Source organism: Roseovarius aquimarinus (assembly GCF_043661195.1).
GTDB lineage: Bacteria > Pseudomonadota > Alphaproteobacteria > Rhodobacterales > Rhodobacteraceae > Roseovarius > Roseovarius aquimarinus.
In genome coordinates this window covers 169506-188906 of the sequence record NZ_JBIHMM010000001.1, presented here as the reverse complement: position 1 = coordinate 188906, position 19401 = coordinate 169506, and the positions used below count along the sequence as shown (strand labels likewise).

Annotated in this window: 18 protein-coding genes and 1 tRNA gene; 9 read left to right on the top strand and 10 right to left on the bottom strand. The window is 68.1% G+C overall.

What is annotated here, in order from left to right; genetic code table 11:
- Window positions 1-7: 7 nt before the first annotated feature.
- The 7 genes from ACGRVM_RS00920 to ACGRVM_RS00890 all read right to left on the bottom strand — a co-directional run bounded on the left by ACGRVM_RS00920 (window position 8) and on the right by ACGRVM_RS00890 (window position 6457).
- Window positions 8-937: an AEC family transporter gene (locus ACGRVM_RS00920; RefSeq protein ID WP_377169616.1), complete on the bottom strand. Its 930-nt coding sequence runs from the start codon at window positions 935-937 to the stop codon at window positions 8-10.
- 4 nt (window positions 938-941) lie between these two features.
- Complete coding sequence (locus ACGRVM_RS00915) at window positions 942-1766, bottom strand: MBL fold metallo-hydrolase (RefSeq protein WP_377169618.1); 825 nt, start codon at window positions 1764-1766, stop codon at window positions 942-944.
- A complete protein-coding gene (locus tag ACGRVM_RS00910) occupies window positions 1766-2569 on the bottom strand; it encodes a TatD family hydrolase (RefSeq protein ID WP_377169620.1) in 804 nt (267 codons plus the stop codon). Before ACGRVM_RS00910 ends, ACGRVM_RS00915 begins: the two co-directional genes overlap by 1 nt.
- Before the next feature lie 9 nt (window positions 2570-2578).
- On the bottom strand, window positions 2579-3703 hold the full coding sequence (locus ACGRVM_RS00905) for a DNA polymerase III subunit delta' (protein WP_377169622.1): 1125 nt from the start codon (window positions 3701-3703) through the stop codon (window positions 2579-2581).
- Window positions 3700-4332: a dTMP kinase gene (gene tmk / locus ACGRVM_RS00900; RefSeq protein ID WP_377169624.1), complete on the bottom strand. Its 633-nt coding sequence runs from the start codon at window positions 4330-4332 to the stop codon at window positions 3700-3702. The genes ACGRVM_RS00905 and tmk overlap by 4 nt, the downstream gene beginning before the upstream one ends.
- Window positions 4329-5510, bottom strand: coding sequence for a D-alanyl-D-alanine carboxypeptidase family protein (locus ACGRVM_RS00895; protein WP_377169626.1), 1182 nt, complete (start codon window positions 5508-5510; stop codon window positions 4329-4331). The genes tmk and ACGRVM_RS00895 overlap by 4 nt, the downstream gene beginning before the upstream one ends.
- Window positions 5511-5572: 62 nt before the next feature.
- A complete protein-coding gene (locus ACGRVM_RS00890; RefSeq protein ID WP_377169628.1) occupies window positions 5573-6457 on the bottom strand; it encodes an SPOR domain-containing protein in 885 nt (294 codons plus the stop codon).
- A 241-nt stretch (window positions 6458-6698) separates the two neighbouring features.
- Here ACGRVM_RS00890 and ACGRVM_RS00885 point away from each other — a divergent pair.
- Window positions 6699-6788, top strand: a tRNA-Ser gene (locus ACGRVM_RS00885).
- 153 nt (window positions 6789-6941) lie between these two features.
- Window positions 6942-7526 carry a HutD/Ves family protein gene (locus tag ACGRVM_RS00880; protein WP_377169630.1) on the top strand — a complete coding sequence of 195 codons (585 nt, stop codon included), beginning with the start codon at window positions 6942-6944 and terminating at the stop codon, window positions 7524-7526.
- On the opposite strand, the gene ACGRVM_RS00875 is transcribed toward ACGRVM_RS00880, so the two are convergent.
- Entirely contained in the window at window positions 7487-8845 is a 1359-nt protein-coding gene (locus ACGRVM_RS00875) for a formimidoylglutamate deiminase (RefSeq protein ID WP_377169632.1), read from the bottom strand. The two genes, ACGRVM_RS00880 and ACGRVM_RS00875, sit on opposite strands and share 40 nt — an antisense overlap.
- An 87-nt stretch (window positions 8846-8932) precedes the next feature.
- Between ACGRVM_RS00875 and hutI the strand changes: the two genes are divergently transcribed.
- From hutI to hutU, 4 genes are read left to right on the top strand one after another with little or no spacing between them, the layout of a single operon-like run.
- Window positions 8933-10153 (top strand): imidazolonepropionase, encoded by a 1221-nt coding sequence (gene hutI, locus ACGRVM_RS00870; RefSeq protein WP_377169634.1) that lies wholly within the window; start codon window positions 8933-8935, stop codon window positions 10151-10153.
- Window positions 10147-11679: a histidine ammonia-lyase gene (hutH, locus tag ACGRVM_RS00865; protein WP_377169636.1), complete on the top strand. Its 1533-nt coding sequence runs from the start codon at window positions 10147-10149 to the stop codon at window positions 11677-11679. The genes hutI and hutH overlap by 7 nt, the downstream gene beginning before the upstream one ends.
- Window positions 11676-12488, top strand: a complete 813-nt coding sequence (hutG, locus tag ACGRVM_RS00860) for an N-formylglutamate deformylase (RefSeq protein WP_377169638.1) — start codon at window positions 11676-11678, stop codon at window positions 12486-12488. Before hutH ends, hutG begins: the two co-directional genes overlap by 4 nt.
- Window positions 12485-14164 carry a urocanate hydratase gene (gene hutU, locus ACGRVM_RS00855; RefSeq protein ID WP_377169640.1) on the top strand — a complete coding sequence of 560 codons (1680 nt, stop codon included), beginning with the start codon at window positions 12485-12487 and terminating at the stop codon, window positions 14162-14164. Before hutG ends, hutU begins: the two co-directional genes overlap by 4 nt.
- On the opposite strand, the gene ACGRVM_RS00850 is transcribed toward hutU, so the two are convergent.
- Both ACGRVM_RS00850 and ACGRVM_RS00845 read right to left on the bottom strand, forming a co-directional pair.
- A complete protein-coding gene (locus ACGRVM_RS00850) occupies window positions 14158-14847 on the bottom strand; it encodes a UTRA domain-containing protein (protein ID WP_377169642.1) in 690 nt (229 codons plus the stop codon). The genes hutU and ACGRVM_RS00850 overlap by 7 nt on opposite strands.
- Window positions 14848-14895: 48 nt before the next feature.
- Window positions 14896-15813, bottom strand: coding sequence for a LysR family transcriptional regulator (locus ACGRVM_RS00845; RefSeq protein WP_377169644.1), 918 nt, complete (start codon window positions 15811-15813; stop codon window positions 14896-14898).
- Window positions 15814-15894: 81 nt separating this feature from the next.
- Here ACGRVM_RS00845 and ACGRVM_RS00840 point away from each other — a divergent pair, with 81 nt between their 5' ends.
- The 3 genes from ACGRVM_RS00840 (at window position 15895) to ACGRVM_RS00830 (ending at window position 19367) form a co-directional block, all read left to right on the top strand.
- The gene (locus ACGRVM_RS00840) at window positions 15895-17070 is read left to right on the top strand and encodes a CaiB/BaiF CoA transferase family protein (protein WP_377169646.1); all 1176 of its coding nucleotides are present in this window, start codon (window positions 15895-15897) and stop codon (window positions 17068-17070) included.
- An 8-nt stretch (window positions 17071-17078) separates the two neighbouring features.
- Complete coding sequence (locus ACGRVM_RS00835; protein WP_377169648.1) at window positions 17079-18203, top strand: acyl-CoA dehydrogenase family protein; 1125 nt, start codon at window positions 17079-17081, stop codon at window positions 18201-18203.
- Between the two features lie 78 nt (window positions 18204-18281).
- Window positions 18282-19367: a TRAP transporter substrate-binding protein gene (locus tag ACGRVM_RS00830; RefSeq protein ID WP_377169651.1), complete on the top strand. Its 1086-nt coding sequence runs from the start codon at window positions 18282-18284 to the stop codon at window positions 19365-19367.
- The last annotated feature ends 34 nt before the right edge of the window (window positions 19368-19401 follow it).

The window sequence follows — 19401 nt, the reverse complement described above, 5'->3', positions numbered from 1 at the left end:
CCCGAGGTCACGGCAGCACGCCGAGCCAGAGCCACGCCGTGACGATGGACGCCCCCGTGCCGATCAGCACCGCCGAGGCGGCGACGCGGCGCGCGGCGCCGTACATGTTGGCGAAGATATACGCGTTGATCCCCGGCGCCATCGCCGCCGTCACCACGGCGCTGCGGATCGCGTTCTCGGGCAGCCCGAAGGCCGAGCCGAGCGTGAAGGTGATCGCGGGATGCACCCCCAGCGCGACGACGCAGACCAGCGCGATCACGCGCAGATCCCCCTCGGGCCTGTAGCGCACGAGCACGCCCCCCAGCCCGAAAAGCGCCGCCGGCAGCGCCGCGCGCGAGATGAGGTCGAGCCCGCTTTGCAGCGGCGCGGGCACCGTGAGGCCCGAGAGGTTCACCACGACGCCCAGCCCGATCCCGATGATGAGCGCGTTCGAGAACATCGCCTTGAGCACCTTGCGCACCACCGCCAGCCCCGCCGTCCCGCGCGCGCGGGTGACCTCCATCGCGGTGATGCCGACGCCGTAGCAGAAGGGCGAATGCAGCGCGATGATGGCGAAATTCGCCTCGAGCGCATCCGCGCCATAGGCGCGCTCGGTGATGGGCAGGCCCAGAAGGACCGAGTTCGAGAAAAGACAGCAAAAGCCGATGGCGATCGCGTCCTCCCAGGGCCTCCCGAAGACGAAGCGCGCGCCGAGACTGCCGAGCGCGAAGCCCGCCAGCGCACCGGTATAGAAACTGAGCAGCAGGGGCGCGTTGAAGTGATCGCCGAGGTCGAGCCGCGAGATCGCGGTGAAGAGAAGGCAGGGAATGGCGAAATTCTGGGTGAAGCGGATCAGCCCCTCGACGGCGCTGTCGGCGAACCAGCCGAGCCAGACCACGAGATAGCCCGCGCCGATCACCACGAAGACCGGAAGGACGACATCGAGAAGTGCGCTCAATGGGTTATCCTTTGGTCTGCACGTTTTGGACGAAGGTCATGCCATCGTAGGCGACGTCGATCCAGTCCGGAAGCTCGTCCAGAAGCGTGCGGTAGTCGAGATCGGTATGCATGTTCGTGATGATGCCCTGCCGCGGCCGTGCGCGGGCCAGCCATTCGAGCGTCCGCTCGAGATGCAGATGGGTCGGGTGCGGCTTGCGGCGGAGCGCATCGAGCACCCAGACATCCAGCGCCTCAACCGTCTTCCACGCCTCTGGCCCCATATCGGCCACGTCGGGCAGATAGGCCACGTCGCCGATGCGAAAGCCGAGCGCGTCCATCGCGCCGTGATTGACCGTAAAGGGCGTGAGCGTGACCGCGCCGCCCGCGCCTTCGATGGTCACGTCCCCCTCGATCGTGTTCATATCGAGAATGGGCGGATAGGCCGAGCCGGGCGGCGTCTCGAAAGCGTAGCCGAAACGCTCCATCAGCGCCGCTTGGGTCGCGGGATCGGCCCAGACCGGCAGGCGCCCCGGCATGGCGAAGACGAGGATGCGCAGATCGTCGAGCCCGTGGCAGTGATCGGCATGGCTATGGGTGAAGACGACCGCATCGAGCGCGCCGACCCCCTGCCGCAGAAGCTGCTCGCGCATGTCGGGCGAGGCGTCGATCAGAACGCGTGTGAGCCCCCCATCCGCGCCCTCCTGCTCGATCAGCATGGAGCAGCGCGTGCGGCGGTTGCGCGGCTCGCCGGGATCGCACTCGCCCCAGTCGCCGCCCGGCGTCTCGGCAAGGCGCGGCACGCCCCCGGACGAGCCGCAGCCCAAAATGGTGAAGCGCCGCTCGGCCATCAGCCGTGCTCCTGATAGGCCGCCGCCTTGGCGAAGAGGCGCTCGAAATTCGCCTCGGTCTGCGCGGCGAAATCGGGCCAGTCCATGCCCATCGTTTCGGCCCCCTTGCGGGCGGTATGCGCGGTATAGGCCGGCTCGTTGCGCTTGCCGCGGTGGGGCGGCGGCGCGAGATAGGGCGCATCGGTCTCGACCAGAATGCGCTCGGGCGGAGCGGCGGCGAAAATGTCGCGCAGCGCGCCCGACTTCGGAAAGGCGGTGATGCCCGACATGCTGAGATAGAACCCCAGATCGAGCGCCTTTTCCGCCAGCGCCGCGCCCGAGCTGAAGCAATGCATGACGCATTCATACGCGCCATTCGCATGCTCTTCGGCCAGGATGCGGGCCATGTCCTCGTCGGCGTCCCGCGCGTGGATGATGAGCGGCAAGCCCGTCTCGCGCGCGGCGGCGATATGGATGCGCAAGGAGCGCTGCTGCACCGCGGCGCTTTCGGCGGTGTAATGATAATCGAGCCCCGTCTCGCCGATGCCGACGAATTTGGGATGACGGGCCAGCGCGATCAACTCGTCCACGCTCGCCATCGGCTCCTCGGCGGCGCTCATCGGATGGGTGCCTGCGGCGTAGAAGACGGGTGCATGCGCCTCGGCGATGGCGCGCACGGCAGGCTCGTTGCGCAGCCTTGTGCAGATCGTCACCATGCGCGTGACACCCGCCTCGGCGGCGCGCGCGATCACCTGCGGCAGTTCGTCGGCGAAATCGGGAAAATCGAGATGGCAGTGACTGTCGGTGATGGTGATGTCGGTCATTCACGCCCCTCAGGCGGGCTGACCCGCCGCCGTCTTCTCAATTCTGAACACGGTATCTAGGACGAGAGCGGCAGGGTCAAGGTTGACCGCCCGCCCGTGGCGCATCCGCGCGCCGACATCCTGCGCGCAATCGGCCCAGGCGCGGGCGGCGGCCAGATCGGGCGCGGCCCGCGCGAGCATCGCCGCCTCGCCCCTGGCGGCCTCGGGGCTGGGGGCGGCGGCCGTGGCGCCGGTCTGGGCCATGCGTCCCAGCATCAGCTCGATCATCCAGATCAGCAGCGTCAGACGCTCCTCCGCGCCGCGCTGCGCGGCGAGATTGGCAAGCGCCAGCGCATCCTGCCGGTTCACGCTGGGCAGCGCCGCGAAAAGCGCGACAAGCTGCGCATAGAGCGCAAGACCACCCAGATTGACGAGCCGGACCGCCTCGCCCACCGATCCGCCCGAGAGCGCCGCGAGCGCGCCGGCATCGCCCCCCTGCTCGATCCCCGCCTGAGCGAGCGCGGCTTCCATATCGGACGCGCCGAGCGGCGGCAGGCGCAGCTCGCGGCACCGCGAGCGGATCGTGGGCAGAAGGCCGGAAGGCTGATGGCTCACGAGAAAGAAGGTCGTGCGCGCGGGCGGCTCCTCGAGCATCTTCAGAAGGCTGTTCGCGGCGGTCACGTTCATCTCGTCGGCGCTGTCGATGATGACGGCGCGGCGGCCCCCATCGGCGCTGGAGAGCGACAGGAAGTTGTGCAGGCTGCGCACGTCCTCGGCCCGGATCACGTCGCGCAGGCGCTTGGTGTCCTCGTTGATCTGGCGCGTGATATGGAAAAGCTGCGGCTCGGAGCGGGCCAGCATGCGCCGCGCGACCGGATGACCCGGGGCAATGTCGAGGCTCGCGGGCGCGGGCGGCGCGCCGAACATGCCGCCATCGCCCTCGTCATGCGCGAGAAGGAAGCGCGCCGCGCGCCAGGCGAAGGTCGCCTTGCCGACCCCGCGCGCGCCGGTCAGAAGCCACGCATGGTGCAGCCGGTCGTCGTTATAGGCGGCCAGGAACGCCGCCTCGGCGGCCCCCTGCCCGAGAAGGCGCGACGTCTCGCGCGGGTGCGGCGCGCCTTCGATGCGGTCCGGCTCGGGGGCGTCCTCGCTCATGCGCCGCGCGCCTCGATACGCGCCACCACGGCGGCGCGGATATCCGCAGCCACGGCTTCGGGCGCGCGCGCGCCGTCGATCACCGCGAAGCGCGACGCGAATTCCTGGGCGAGCGCGAGAAACCCCTCGCGCATCCGCGCCTGCATGTCCGCGCCGAACGCCTCGAAACGGCCCTCGCCGCCCCGCTCGAGCGCACGGGAGAGACCGACTTCGGCGTCGATATCGACCAAAACGGTCAGGTCGGGCTCGTCTCCGATCATCAGCTCGTGCAGCGCATCGACGCGCGCGCGCAGCCCCGGCCCGCGCAGGCCCTGATACATCCGTGTCGAATCCGCGAACCGATCGCAGATGACGATGCGCCCCGCCGCGAGGGCGGGCCGCACGGTGCGTTCCATGTGATCGCGCCGCGCGGCGGTAAAGAGCAGAAGCTCGGTCTCGGGCGACCAGCGGTCGGGCGCGCCGTTGAGAACGAGCGCGCGGATTTCCTCTGCGCCGGGGCTGCCCCCCGGCTCGCGCGTGAGCACGCAGTCATGGCCCTCGGCTGCCAGATGATCGCGCAGCATCCGTGCCTGCGTGGACTTGCCCGATCCGTCGATCCCCTCGAAGCTGACGAAGAGGCCCGCCGTCACAGCGTGCCCTCGGGCCCCTGCTGAAGTCGCTGGATCAGAAGCGTCGAGACCGTCTTGAGCCGCGTGGCGAAGCCGCCGCGCGCCACGTCATTCGCGGCCAGAAGCGGCACGCGCGTCTGCGGCATGCCTTCGGGCGAGACGACGAGTTCTGCCACCTGCGTGCCGGCGGCAACGGGCGCCATGAGCGGGCCGTTGTAGATCACCTCGGCCTTGACCTGATCGTCGCCCAGCACCGGCAGGAGCATCGTCAGATCCTCGCTCGTCACCAGCCCGACCGAAGGCGCCTCGCCCATCCAGACATCGGCGCGCGCCACGTCGCTGCCCGCGCGGATGAGCGTGTTCTCGGCGAATTGGCGGAAGGCCCAGTTGACGATCGCCTCGGATTCCTCGGCCCGTGCCTGTGCCGTGTCGAGCCCCGAAACCACGAAGAGCACGCGGCGGTCGCCCTGCTTGGCCGAGCCGACGAGGCCATAGCCCGCCGCCTGCGTGTGGCCGGTCTTGAGCCCGTCCGCCCCGATGCCGAGCGACAGGAGCGGATTGCGGTTCTGCGTGTTCTGCGGCGCGCGCCCGTCGAAGGCGAACTCGGTCTCGGCGAACATCGGGTAGAATTCGGGAAAATCCTCGATGATATGCAGCGAGACGAGCGCGAGATCGCGCATGCTCATCTTGTGGTTCGGTGCGGGCCAGCCGCTCGAGTTGGTGAAGGTGGAGTTGGTCATGCCCATCTGCTGCGCGCGCTGCGTCATGAAGCGCGCGAACCCGGCCTCGGTCCCGTCGGGGCTGAGCGCCTCGGCGATCACCGCACAGGCATCGTTGCCCGACAGCACGATGATGCCCCGCAGCAGATCCTCGACCGAAACCCGGTCGGTCGTGTCGAGAAACATGGTCGAGCCGCCATAGCTCATTGCATGGCTCGAGACCGGAAGCTTCTCGTCGAGCGACAGGCGCCCGTCGCGGATCGCCTCGAAGGCGACATAGAGCGTCATCAGCTTCGACATCGACGCGGGCGGCATCGGCTCGTCGGCGTTCTTGTTCAGAAGGACGGTTCCCGTGCCGACATCCATCACGAAAGCCGCCTCCGCCGCCGTATCGAAGGCGGCGGCGGGCAGCGCGAGGCAGGCCAGCGCCAGCCCCGCGAGACCGGATTTGAGCGAAGGGAATGTCGCCTTGTGCAGCATGGGGGGTCTTGCTCCGTCGTCAGGTGGAATGGGCGCGGCGGTCCGCCCGCCGCACCCCATTGTCAGTTGGCGACCGCATAGGCATCGTCGAAGCCGACGCCCTTGATCTTCTCCAGAAGCGCCGCGCGCTCGGACTCGCTCTGCGCGGGGCCGACGATGACGCGCCAGAAGGTCTTGCCCTGGCTGCCCTCGCGCCGGACGGTCGGCACCATGCCGGCCTGGCGCATGGCCACAGCGGTGTTCTCGGCGTTCTGCTCGACCGAGAAGATGCCGATCTGAATATAGGGCCGCGAGAGCGGCGACGAGGCCGGCGCCGCCGCTGCGGTGGCCGTCTGCGCGCTCGCCGCCTGCGGCGCCACCTGCTCGGGCGGGCGCACCTCCTCGGCGGCCTCGATGGCCGCGGCGGCGCCCGCCACGGGATCGAGCGAGCTCGTCTCGACCGTGTTGGGCGACAGCGTGCCCGCGGCCTCCTCCTCGGCGTCCTCGGCGACCGGCGCGGGCGCTTCCTCCCGCCGCAGGGCGGTCACGTTCAGCTCGGCTGGCGCGCCGGCCAGCATCCCGAGCGCCGCGGCGGCATCCGAGGAGACCTGGAAAGCCGGGCCGGGATTGGCCCGCTCTCGGCGGAAGAGCGCGCCGATCACGAATTTCGAATTGGCGGTATTGCGGATGATGACCCGCTCGGGCTCTGTCACGTCGGGATGCGCGACCCAGACGCCGCCCAGCGACGGGCGCCCGTCCCAAAGCCCCTTGTCGGTCACCTGAAAGACGTTCGGCGCCTCGACATCGCGCTCGACCAGCCGGACCGAGGAGGCATCGCCCGACGCCTCGGCGCCGCCCGAGCCGCCGCCAAGAAAGCCACCCTGCATGTCCTCGCAGCCCGCCAGCGCCAGAAGCGCCGCACCGCCCGCCAGAATGCTCCGTGTTCTTCGCCCCGCGCGTTGCGCCATGTCCTGCCCCTTGCCTCGTCGCCGCGCCTGCCGGATGGCCGAATTCGGCCGATCACGGGCATGGCGGGCCGGTTTTTCCTGCCACCACGGTCGTTGCCGCGTGCGCGCACTCTAGCCAACCGCTCGGCCCAAGAAAAGCACGCTGTGGCCTTTCGGCGGAATTCCCCAGACACCGCGCGGGGCGGGGTCGTCAATCAGGCACTTTCAGAATCGCTCATATCCCCCTAAACCCCGACCCGTCGGAGGAGTGGCAGAGTGGTCGAATGCACCGGTCTTGAAAACCGACGAGGGTGTAAGCCCTCCGTGGGTTCGAATCCCACCTCCTCCGCCATGAAAGTCTCTTTCTTGTTCTCTTCCACACAATTCGCAGCGCGCTCGAAACGCGCAATCGCTCTGCCTCACAGGTCGAGATGCCAACGCCCCGATTGTCTTCCGACCTGATCCGCAGCAAATTGCGTTCGACACCCCCACCGAAAGGTCCGTCATGCAGGTTCTCAAAGCCGCCGATCTGGTCGAGGTGCCGTGGAAGAACGGCGGCGGGATCACGCGGGGGATCGCGCGCGGGGTCGTGGGGGATCGGGTGGTCTGGACGCTCAGCCGGGCGGATGTCTCGGAAAACGGGCCGTTTTCGGATTTCGCGGGGCTGCGGCGCATTCTGACCGTGGTCGAGGGTCAGGGCATGGACCTCGTGCATGAGGGGGGCGCACTCACCGCCGCGCCCTTTGTGCCGGTGAGTTTCGACGGCGGGCTTGCCGTCACATCACGGCTGCATGGCGGGCCGCTGACCGATCTCAACCTGATGTTCGATCCGGCGGCCTGCGACGGGCGTGTGAGGCCGCTTCAAAGCGCGGGCAGCATGGGTCTGACACCGCCGCCGCGCGGGCTGAGCGCCATCCACGTCGTTTCGGGCAGTCCCGAGATCGGCGGGCGGACCTGCGGGGTGGCCGATACGGTATTCGCGACCGAGCGCGTCGCGGCTCGGCTCGCCGAGGGCGACGCGTTCCTCGAGATCGCGCTCGCCCCGCTCGATCAGAGCTTGGACATCACGCTCGTCATCGCGTCCCGGTAGGCCCGCTCGACCGCGCCCCGGGCGATATGGCACCCTTCGGTGACGACATGGCGCCCGGCGGACCAAAGATCGGTCACGGCGCGGTCGGTCGCGGCGAAGACGAGCCCGTCGAGGAGCTGATCGGGGCGAAGCGCGAAGAGCGCCGTATCGGACGCGTCGATGGCAACGAGATCGGCCAGCGCGCCCGTCTCGATCCGGCCCGCATCGCGGCCGAGCGCCTGCGCGCCGCCCCGCGCCGCGCCGAGATAGAGCCATTCGCCGACCGAGCCTTCGCCCGGGGCCATCACGTTGCGCACCCCATCGCGCAGCCGCTGCGAGTATTCCAGCATGCGCAACTCTTCGGTCAGCGAGATCCGCACGTTGCTGTCCGACCCGACGCCGAACGCCCCGCCGGCCTCGAGATAACGCGGGCCGTTGAAGGAGCCGTCGCCCAGATTGGCCTCCGTGATCGGGCAAAGCCCCGCGACGGCGCCCGACGCGGCGAGCTCCACCGTCTCGGCATCGGTCATGTGAGTCGCGTGGATGAGGCACCAGTCGCTGCCGACCGGCGCGTTTTGCAAGAGCCATTCGACGGGGCGCGCGCCCAGCCATTCAGAGATGTCGGCGACTTCCCTGGGCTGCTCGGCCACATGGATATGCACCGGCCCGCCGTCATGCGCGGCGAGCGCGCGCGCCAGATCGCCCGGCGCGGTCGCGCGCAGCGAATGGGGGGCGATGCCGACACGGCAATCGGCGGGCAGCGCGGCCACAGCCGCGCGCGCGCGCGTCACCAGCTCGGCGAAACGGTCCACGTCATTGCCGAAGCGCGCCTGCCCGGCCTGCAGGGGTGCCGCGCCCGCGCCGCCATAGGTGTAAAGGACCGGCAGATGCGTGAGGCCGATGCCCGTGCGCTCGGCAGCGGCGGCGATCCGCACCGATAGCTCCCCGAGATCGGCGTAGGGCGTGCCGTCCGGCTGGTGGTGGAGATAGTGGAACTCGCCCACGCTGGCATAGCCGGCCTCCTGCATCTCGAGAAAAACGAAGGCCGCGATCGCCTCGATCTCGTCCGGCGCGAGATGCGCCGTGAAGCGATACATCAGATCGCGCCAGGTCCAGAAACTGTCCTTCCCGGCCATGCGGTACTCGGTCATGCCCGCCATCGCCCGCTGGAAACTGTGGCTGTGCAGATTGGCCAGCGCCGGAAGAAGCGTATCCACCGAGGCATCACCGGGCTTGGGGGCGGCGCCCTCTTCGATGCCGGTGATCCTGCCGCCCTCGACCGAAATCCTGACAGCGCTCGCCCAGCCATGCGCGAGGAGAGCCCGGTTTGCGAAAATCATTTGACTGCCTTTCGTAAGTTTATGTATAGACATATATACGGATCCTGCCCCTCGGCAAAGCGAAACCTCAGCCATCTGGAACAGATCATGACGGATAGCAGAACTCTCTACGTCGATGTGACCGCCGCCACGATGGTGGCGGGCCAAGTGCCCTACGGGCTGATCCCGAAAGCGGCCATCGCGGTGGAAGGGGAGCGAATCGTCTGGGTCGGGCCCGAGGCGGATCTGCCCCAGAGCTTTCACGATGCCCCGCGCCAAAGCTTCGGCGGGCGGCTCGTCACGCCGGGGCTGATCGACTGCCACACCCATGTCGTGCATGGCGGCGACCGCGCTGCCGAATTCGAGATGCGGCTCGAGGGCGCGAGTTACGAGGAGGTCGCGCGCGCGGGCGGCGGCATCGTCTCGACCGTGAAGGCGACGCGCGCGGCGGATGAGGCGGCGCTGTTGGCGAGCGCCCTGCCCCGTGTCGATGCGCTTCTGGCGGAAGGGATATGCACGCTCGAGATCAAGTCGGGCTACGGCCTCGACAGCGAGACGGAATTGCGGATGCTGCGCGCCGCGCGCCGCATCGCGCAGGACCGCCCCGTCCGGGTGCGCACCACCTTTCTCGGCGCCCATGCCGTGCCTGCCGAGTACGGCGGGAGGGCGGATGCCTATATCGACGAGGTCTGCATTCCCGCCCTGCGCGCCGCCCATGACGAAGGGCTGGTCGATGCGGTCGATGCCTTCTGCGAGGAGATCGCCTTTTCGCCCGAGCAGGTTGGCCGCGTCTTCGACGCCGCGCGCGAATTGGGCCTGCCGGTCAAGATCCATGCCGAGCAACTTTCCGACCTCGGCGGCGCGATCATGGCGGCGCGCCACGGTGCGCTCTCGGCCGATCATATCGAATATCTGGACAAGGCCGGCGTCGCCGCGCTGGCCGAGGCGGGAACGGTCACCGTGATCCTGCCCGGCGCCTTCTACACGATCCGCGAAACGCAGGCCCCGCCCATCGAGGGTCTGCGCGCGGCGGGCGTGCCGATGGCGGTGGCGACGGACTGCAATCCCGGCTCCTCGCCCATGACGTCACTTCTGCTGGCGATGAACATGGCCTGCACGCTCTTTCGCATGACGCCGGAGGAGGCACTCGCTGGCACCACGCGCAACGCCGCCGCCGCGCTCGGGCTGACCGATTGCGGAACGATCGAGGCGGGCATGCGCGCCGATCTCGCGATCTGGGACATCGCCCAACCCGCCGAGCTGAGCTACCGCATCGGCTTCAACCCGCTCCATGCGCGCATTTTCGCAGGGAAGGCTCCGGCATGCTGACACTGACCCCCGGCGCGGTGACGCTGACCGATCTGGCGCGCCTTTATTGGAGCGAGGCGCCCGCGCGGCTCGATCCCTCCTGCCATCCCGATATCGTGCGCGCCCATGCACGCATAGCGCAGGCCGTAGCCGGGACGGATGCCGTCTACGGCGTCAATACCGGCTTCGGCAAGCTCGCTTCGGTCCAGATCGCGCCCGAGGATACGGCCACGCTCCAGCGCAATCTCATCCTGTCGCATTGTTGCGGCGTCGGGCCCGCCATTCCGCGCCGGATCGCGCGGCTCATGATGGCGCTCAAGCTCGTCAGCCTCGGGCGCGGCGCCTCGGGCGTGCGGCTCGAGCTGACGCATCTGATCGAGGCGATGCTGGAGGCGGGCGTGACGCCGGTGATCCCGGCGCAAGGCTCGGTCGGCGCGTCGGGCGATCTGGCGCCGCTGGCGCATATGGCCGCCGTGATGATGGGCCATGGCGAGGCGGAGTTCGGCGGCGAGGTCCTGCCGGGCGGCGCCGCGCTCGAGGCGGCGGGCCTCGCCCCAATCGAGCTCGGCCCCAAGGAGGGGCTCGCGCTCATCAACGGGACGCAGTTCTCGACCGCCTTCGCGCTGGCCGGGCTTTTCGGCGCGTGGCGCGCGGCGCATGCGGCGCTGGTGACCTCGGCGCTGTCGACCGACGCGGTCATGGGCTCGACCGCACCGCTCCAGCCTGAAATCCACGCGCTGCGCGGCCATCCGGGCCAGATCGCGGCGAGCGAGGCGATGCGCGCCCTTCTGGACGGCTCCGAGATCCGCGCGAGCCATGTCGAGGGCGACGCGCGCGTGCAGGATCCCTATTGCATCCGCTGCCAACCGCAGGTGACCGGCGCCGCGATGGACGTGCTGCGCCAGGCCGCCCGCACGCTCGAGATCGAGGCGAACGCGGCCACGGACAATCCCTTGGTCCTGCTCGAGGCCGACATGATCGTCTCGGGCGGGAACTTCCACGCCGAGCCCGTGGGCTTCGCCGCCGACATGATCGCGCTCGCCCTGGCCGAGATCGGCGCCATCGCCCAGCGCCGCGTCGCGCTCATCGTGGATCCGGTGCTCAGCCACGATCTGCCGGCCTTCCTCACGCCGAAGCCCGGGCTGAATTCGGGCTACATGATCGCCGAGGTGACGACCGCCGCATTGATGAGCGAGAACAAGCATCTGGCGAACCCTTGCGTCACAGACAGCACGCCCACCTCCGCCAATCAGGAGGATCACGTGAGCATGGCCGCCCATGGCGCGCGGCGCCTTTTGCCGATGCTCGACAATCTCAACCGCATTCTCGGGGTCGAGCTTCTCTGTGCGGCGCAGGGCGTCGATTTCCGCGCCCCCCTGCAAACGAGCGCGCCGCTCGCCCGCGTCGTCGCGCGCCTGCGCCGGGACGTGCCGGCACTGGCCGAGGATCGCTATCTCGCGCCCGATCTCGAACGCGCGGCAATGCTTGTGGCCTCGGGAGATGTGACCGCGGCGGCGGGCCTTCCCATGCCGGAGCTGAGCGCATGACCCCGGTGGAGATCACGCGCGGCGACGGCCCCGTCGTGCTCGGCCTGCCGCATACCGGAACGCATGTGCCGGGTGCGATGATGGCCGACCTGAACGCGCGGGGCCGCAGGCTCGACGATACCGACTGGCATATCGAGAGGCTCTACGATGGCCTCTTGCCCGGCGCGACATCGGTGCGCGCCACGTTCCACCGCTATGTCATCGACGCCAATCGCGATCCCTCGGGCGCATCGCTCTATCCGGGCCAGAACACAACCGGCCTCGTGCCGCTGACCAATTTCGACGGAAACGCGATCTGGGACCGACCGCCGGACGAGGCCGCGATCGACGCGCGGCGCCGGAGCTTTCACGCGCCCTATCACGCAGCCCTCGCCGCCGAACTCGAGCGCGTGCGCGCGCGTCACGGCGTGGCGATCCTCTATGATTGCCATTCGATCCGATCGGAGATCCCGTTTCTTTTCGACGGCACCCTGCCCGATTTCAGCATCGGCACCAATCTGGGCGAAACCTGCGATCCGGCCATCGAGCACGCCGTCCACAGGATCTGCGCCAAGGCCGAGGGCTATACCAGCGTCCTCAACGGCCGCTTCAAGGGCGGCTGGACCACGCGCCACTACGGCCGGCCGCAGAAAGGCCTTCACGCGATCCAGATGGAGCTCGCGCAGTCGAGCTATCTCGGCGCCGAGGCTGCGCCCTGGCCCTATGAAGCGCGAAAGGCGGACCGCCTGCGCGCACATCTGGCCCGCATCCTGACCACATTGTCCGATCTGGCCCCTTCCTTGCCCAAACATTCCGGAGACCGAGCATGAGCGATCCGCGCAAGAACACCCGCGACATCTATCCCGCCACCGGCAGCGATATCACCGCGAAAAGCTGGCTGACCGAAGCGCCGATGCGGATGCTGATGAACAACCTGCATCCCGATGTGGCCGAGAACCCGCACGAACTGGTCGTTTATGGCGGCATCGGGCGCGCCGCGCGCACCTGGCAGGATTTCGACCGCATCGTGGCCAGCCTCAAGGATCTGGAGGAGGATCAGACCCTTCTGGTGCAATCGGGCAAGCCCGTGGGCGTCTTCCAGACACACAAGGACGCGCCTCGCGTGCTCATTGCCAACAGCAATCTTGTGCCGCATTGGGCCAATTGGGACCATTTCAATGAGCTCGATAAGAAGGGCCTGGCGATGTACGGCCAGATGACCGCCGGCAGCTGGATCTATATCGGCAGCCAGGGCATCGTTCAGGGCACTTACGAGACCTTCGTCGAGGCGGGGCGCCAGCATTACGGCGGCGATCTGACCGGCAAGTGGATCCTGACCGGCGGCCTCGGCGGCATGGGCGGCGCGCAGCCGCTGGCCGCCGTCATGGCGGGCGCCTGCTGCCTCGCGGTTGAGTGCAATCCGGACAGCATCGATTTCCGTCTGCGCACCGGCTATGTCGACGAGAAGGCCGAGACGCTCGACGAGGCGCTCGGGATGATCGAGCGCTGGACGAAGGCGGGCGAGGCGAAATCCGTCGGCCTGCTTGGAAATGCCGCCGATATCTTCCCCGAGCTGGTCAAGCGCGGCGTCCATCCCGATATCGTCACCGACCAGACCTCGGCGCATGATCCGGTCAACGGCTACCTGCCGCAGGGCTGGAGCATGGCCGAGTGGCGCGACAAGCGCGAGAGCGATCCCAAGGCGGTCGAAAAGGCCGCCCGCGCCTCGATGAAGCTGCATGTCGCGGCGATGGTCGATTTCTGGAACGCGGGCGTGCCGACACTGGATTACGGCAACAACATCCGGCAGGTTGCGCTCGAGGAGGGGCTCGAGAACGCCTTCGCCTTCCCCGGCTTCGTGCCCGCCTATATCCGTCCGCTCTTCTGCCGCGGCATCGGGCCCTTCCGCTGGGCCGCCCTCTCGGGCGATCCCGAGGACATCTACAAGACCGACGCCAAGGTGAAGGAGCTGGTCGATGACGCGCATCTGCACAACTGGCTCGACATGGCGCGCGAGCGGATCAGCTTTCAGGGCCTGCCCGCGCGCATCTGCTGGGTCGGGCTCGGCGTGCGCCACAAGCTGGGCCTCGCCTTCAACGAGATGGTCCGGAACGGCGAGTTGAAGGCGCCCATCGTGATCGGGCGCGATCATCTCGATTCAGGCTCGGTCGCCTCGCCCAACCGCGAGACCGAAGCGATGAAGGACGGCTCTGACGCTGTCTCCGACTGGCCGCTTCTGAATGCGCTTCTGAACACCGCATCGGGCGCGACTTGGGTCTCGCTTCATCATGGTGGCGGCGTCGGCATGGGCTTTTCGCAGCATTCGGGCATGGTGATCTGCTGCGACGGCTCGGAGGATGCGGATCGCCGCATCGCCCGCGTGCTCTGGAACGATCCGGCCACGGGGGTCATGCGCCACGCGGATGCAGGCTATGACGACGCGCTCGATTGCGCGCGCGAGAACGGGCTGAACCTGCCCGGCATCCTCGGGCGGCGCGCTCAGTAGCGCGTCGTCATGCGGTGGCCGGGGCGGTAGGTGAGCCGCACGAAGGTGTTCGCATCGCCCTCGAACCACGTCGCGCGCTCGATCGTGAAGAGCGGCGCGCCGGGATCGCAGGCCAGGAAATCGGCCAGCGCCGCATCGGCCAGCGCCGCCGAAAAGCTGATCTCGGCGGTCGAGAAGGGAATGGTCGCGACCAGCCATTCGTTCGGCCCCGTCTGCGTGAAATCCGCTTCCTCCGCCTCGGGCAGCGCCTCGAGATTGATCCAGCGGTCCTCGTGCTGGAAGGGATCGCCATTGGCGTAATGCATGCAGACGAGATGAAGCGCGCGCGCGCCGGCCTCGAGCTGAAGCCGCGCGCGCAGCCAGTCCGGCGCCTCCTCGACGGCCCGCGCGGCGAGGCTGTAGCGATACTCGGCGCCCTTGTCCTCGATCTCGCGGCGCACCAGCGGAATGTCGAAGCGCGCCTGCCGCACCGGGCTTGACCGCACGCGCGTTCCGGCCTTGCGCCGCCGCTCGATCAGCCCGTCATCGGCCAGCTCGCGCATCGCGCGATTGACCGTCGCGCGCGCGCAGCCATATGTCTCGGCCAGCTCGACCTCGTTCGGGATGAGGCTACCGGGCGCCCAATGACCCTTGGTGATCTTGGACAGGATATCCGCCTTGACCTCGCGATAGGTGGCTTTCATGGACGGACCTTCGTTCAAGTGCATGCAATTGAGGTTATAGTCTAGATTTTAGACCGCACCAAGCCCGCCGTGCGCACCGGCCAAGGCAGCAGCGGCATGCGCGCAGAAGGCATCGCTCAGCGCGTCGGCGCGAAGCCGCTTCGAGCGGACGAGCGCGATGCGGTGCGAGGCGAGCGTGCCCGAGAGCGCAAGTCGCACCACCGCGCGCCCGTCATAGGCCGTCCCGTGTGGGATGTCGGTGGCGAGAAGCCCGACACCCATCCCGTTCGCGACCATCGAGCGCAGCATCTCGACCGATCCGGTCTCGTAGGCGATGCGGGGCGTCACGCCATTCATCTGCGCCAGCGTGAGGAAGTAACCCCGGCTGTGCGGCAGGTTCATGAGGATCAGCGGATCTTGCAAAAGCTCGGCCAGTTCCACCGTGGCGCGCCCGGCGAGCCGGTGGCCCGCCGGCACCAGACCGTAGGGACGCACATCGGCGAGGGGCATCACCTCCCATGTCGAGGGCAGGCCGAAATCATAGGTGAGCGCCACGTCAATCTGCCCACCCTCGAGCCATTCGGCCAGCGTCTCGATATCGCCTTCATGCAGCCGGACCCGCGCGCCGGGATGGGCCTGCTCGAATTCCCGCACAAGCGAGGGCGCATAGCGTGGCCCAAGGGTGGAGAAGACGCCGAGATCCAACACCTCACTCCCCTGCTCGCCGCCGGTCAGCGCCTGCTCGGCCCGCGCGCGAAGCTGTCGGAACTCGCCCAGCTTCTGCCGCCCGAAAGCCGTCGGCACGACGCCCTGCCCAGCAGACCGGGCAAAGAGCGCGCGGCCCAGATGCGCCTCCACCTTCGCGATGGCGAGCGAGACCGAGGGCTGCGAGACGCTCAGCAGTCGCGCGGCGGCCGCTGTGCTGCCGGTATCGGCGGTGGCGATCACGTAGTCGATCTGCCGCAGGGCGATGGGTATAGGTTTCATCAATCTCTATATTTGAAGAGTATATTTCAGACTATAGCAGCGCCGCGCGTATCTTCCAGCGACAATGATGGGAGAGATGCCGTGCAGACAGTGACGGAAAATGGCACCGGGCAGCCGCTTGCGGGTGTCCGCGTTCTGGATTTCACCCGCGTTCTCGCAGGCCCCTACTGCACCGCGATGATGGCCGACCTCGGCGCGGAGGTCATCAAGATCGAGACTACGCAGGGCGACGATTACCGCCATATCGGCCCCTTCCGGGACGGCGAAAGCCTGCTTTTTCAGACGGTCAATCGCGGCAAGCGGTCCATCGTTCTGGACCTCAAAACCGAGGAGGGCATCGCTGCCGTCCGCGCGCTTCTGCGCGACACGGATGTTCTGGTCGAGAATTTCCGCCCCGGCGTGATGGACAAGCTCGGCCTTGGGGCCGAGGCGCTGATGGCCGAGCATCCGGGCCTCGTCTTCGTGTCGGTCTCGGGCTTCGGGCAGACCGGGCCGAACGCGAAAAAGCCTGCCTATGACATCATCATTCAGGCGATGAGCGGGCTCATGGACGCCACGGGCGAGCCGGATGGCCAGCCGACGATGGTCGGCGAGGCGCTGGCCGACGTGGCGGGCGGGCTTTTCGCCGCCTGGGGCGCGATGGTGGCCCTTTTCGATCGCAGCCGCACCGGAAAGGGGCGGCATGTCGATGTGGGCCTCTTCGACGCGCTGACCTCGATGATGCCCATCCTCGCCTGCCGCACGCTCATGGGCGGCGAGACGCCCACGCGCACCGGCAACCGTCACCCTCTCTCGGCGCCTTTCGGCACCTACCGCGCGCAGGACGGTCATTTCGCCGTGGCCGTGCTCAACGACAGGCTCTTCGCCACCTTCTGCGACGTCATCGGCCAGCCCGGCCTGACTTCGGACGCGCGCTTCGCCAGCGACACGCTGCGCCGCGCGAACGAGCCCGCCTTGGCCGAGCATATCGAAGACTGGGCGCGGCGCCATGATACGCGCGAGATCGTCCGCCGTCTTTCCGAAGCGGGCATTCCCGCAGCCGAGATCCAGTCCGTCGCCGACGCATGGACCTCGCCCCAGGCCGAGGCGCGCGGCCTGGCCTCCGATGTCGAGCATCCCCGTCTCGGGCGGCTGCGCGTGCCCGAACAGCCCGTCCATTTCAGCGGCGCCCCGCGCGCCCATCGCAAACCCGCCCCCGCCCTCGGCGCGGATGCGGCGGATATTCTGGCCATGATCGCGACAGGAGAAAAAGCATGATCTACCCCATGAGCGACGACGAACGCGCCGTCATCGAGCAGATCGAACGCTTCGCCGCCGAGGTTCTGGCCCCCGAGGCCGCGCGGATCGACGAGGAGGCGCTCTTCGCCACAAGTCATCTGCCCGCCATGGCCGAAATGGGCCTCATGGGCATGAACCTGCCCGAGGAGTATGGCGGCATCGGCCTTTCGGGCCCCGCGCTCTATGCCGCGGTCGAGGCGATCGCGGGTGCCTGCGGGTCCACCGCTTCCATGCTGACCGCGCATTTCCTGGCAACGGACGCGCTGCTGCTGGGCGCAGGCGACGCGCTTCGCGCGCGCATCCTGCCCGAGGCCGCCGAGGGCAAGCGGCTCGGCGCCTTCGCTCTGACCGAGCCGCAGGCCGGATCGAACCCCGCCGACATGCGCACCTTCGCCGCGCGCGAGGGCGACGGCTATCGCATCAGGGGCGCGAAATGCTTCATCTCGAACGCGGGCGCCGCCGATTTCATGGTGGTCTTCGCCAAGACCGACCGGGACGCCGGCGCACGCGGCGTGAGCGCCTTTCTGGTCGAGCCGAAGGGGACCGAGGGTGTCGATATCGCCGCAAGCGAGCGCACGATGGGCCTCAAGGGCGGGCATGTCTTCGGCATCGCCTTCGACTGCCATGTGCCTGCCGAGAACCTTCTGGGCGCGGAAGGCAGCGGCTTCAAGACCGCGATGAAGGTGCTCGACAATGGCCGGATCGAGGTCGCGGCGCAGGCCACCGGCATCGCCGCCGCCGCACAGGCCGCCGCCATCTCCTACACCAAGGAGCGCAAGGTGGGCGGGCATGCAATCGCCGATTTCCAGGGCCTGCAATGGATGCTCGCCGACAACGCGACCGAGCTGGCCGCCGCGCGCGCGCTTGGCATGCAGGCGGCGATCCTGCGCGGCACCGGGGCGCGCTACTCGACCGAAAGCGCGCTCGCCAAGCTTTATGCCTCCGAGGCCGCATGGCGCATCGCGGACCGCGCCCTCCAGATCCACGGCGGCTACGGCTATACCCGCGATTTCCCGCTCGAGCGGTATCTGCGCGATCTGCGCATCTTCCGCATCTACGAGGGATCATCCGAAATTCAGCGTACGATCATCGCGCGGGGATTGCTGGCCTGACATTTTTATGTCTAGACTAAATGCGAAGTCCGACAGAGTTAAGAATCGGGCATGCGAACAGCCAACAAGGAGAGACCGATGCAAAGACGCAAATTTCTTCAGGCGGGTGCCGTGGGCGCTGCCGCCACCGCCCTCGCCAGCCCCGCCATCGCGCAGGACACGCGCCAGTGGAAGATGGTCACGGCATGGCCCAAGAACCTGCCGGGGCCGGGCGTCGCGGCGCAAAACCTTGCCGACCGGATCACCGCGCTCTCGGGCGGGCGCATCGAGGTCAAGCTTTTCGCCGCGGGCGAGCTTGTTCCCGGCCCCGGCGTTTTCGACGCCGTGAGCGAAGGCACGGCCGAGCTTTATCACGCGGTTCCGGCCTATTGGGGCTCGAAATCCAAGGGCATCCTTCTCTTTGGCTCGCAGCCTTTCGGCCTGCGCGCGGACGAGCAGGTGGGCTGGCTCGCGCATGGCGGCGGCCAGGAGCTTTATGACGAAATGTATGGCCGCTTCGGCATCAAGCCGTTCCTGTGCGGCAATTCCGGCCCGCAATGGGGTGGCTGGTTCCGCGAGGAATTGAATTCCGCCGAAGATCTCAAGGGCATGAAATTCCGGACCACCGGACTCGCCTCCGAGATGATGACCAAGCTGGGCGTCGCAGCCGAGGCGATGAGCGGGCCGGCCATGTTCCAGGCGCTTCAGACAGGCGCGCTCGATGCAGGCGAATTCATCGGGCCCTGGACCGACTCGGCGCTCGGCTTCTACCAGGTGGCCAAGAATTACTACTGGCCCGGCGTGGGTGAGCCCTCGTCCGCCGAGGAATGCGGCGTGAGCCGCGCGGCCTATGACGAGCTTCCGGATGATCTCAAGCAGGCCGTCGCCTTCGCCTGCGAGAGCCTCTACAACCCGGTCTGGACGGAATACACGACCAAGCACGCGCTCTCGCTCAAGTCGCTGGTCGAGGAACAGGGCGTCATGGTGCGCATGTTCCCCGAGGACATCATCACCGCGATGGGCAACGCCGCCAAGGAAGTGATCGACGAGTTGCGCCAGAATGACGACGAGCTGGTCAAGCGCATCACCGAAAGTTTCATCGCCTATCGCGACAGCGTCGGCAGCTACATGACCTACGCCGATAACGGCCAGATGAACGCCCGCGCCAAGCTCTTCGGCTACTGAAACGCTCCGGTGCGCGGGCCTCTCCGCGCACCGG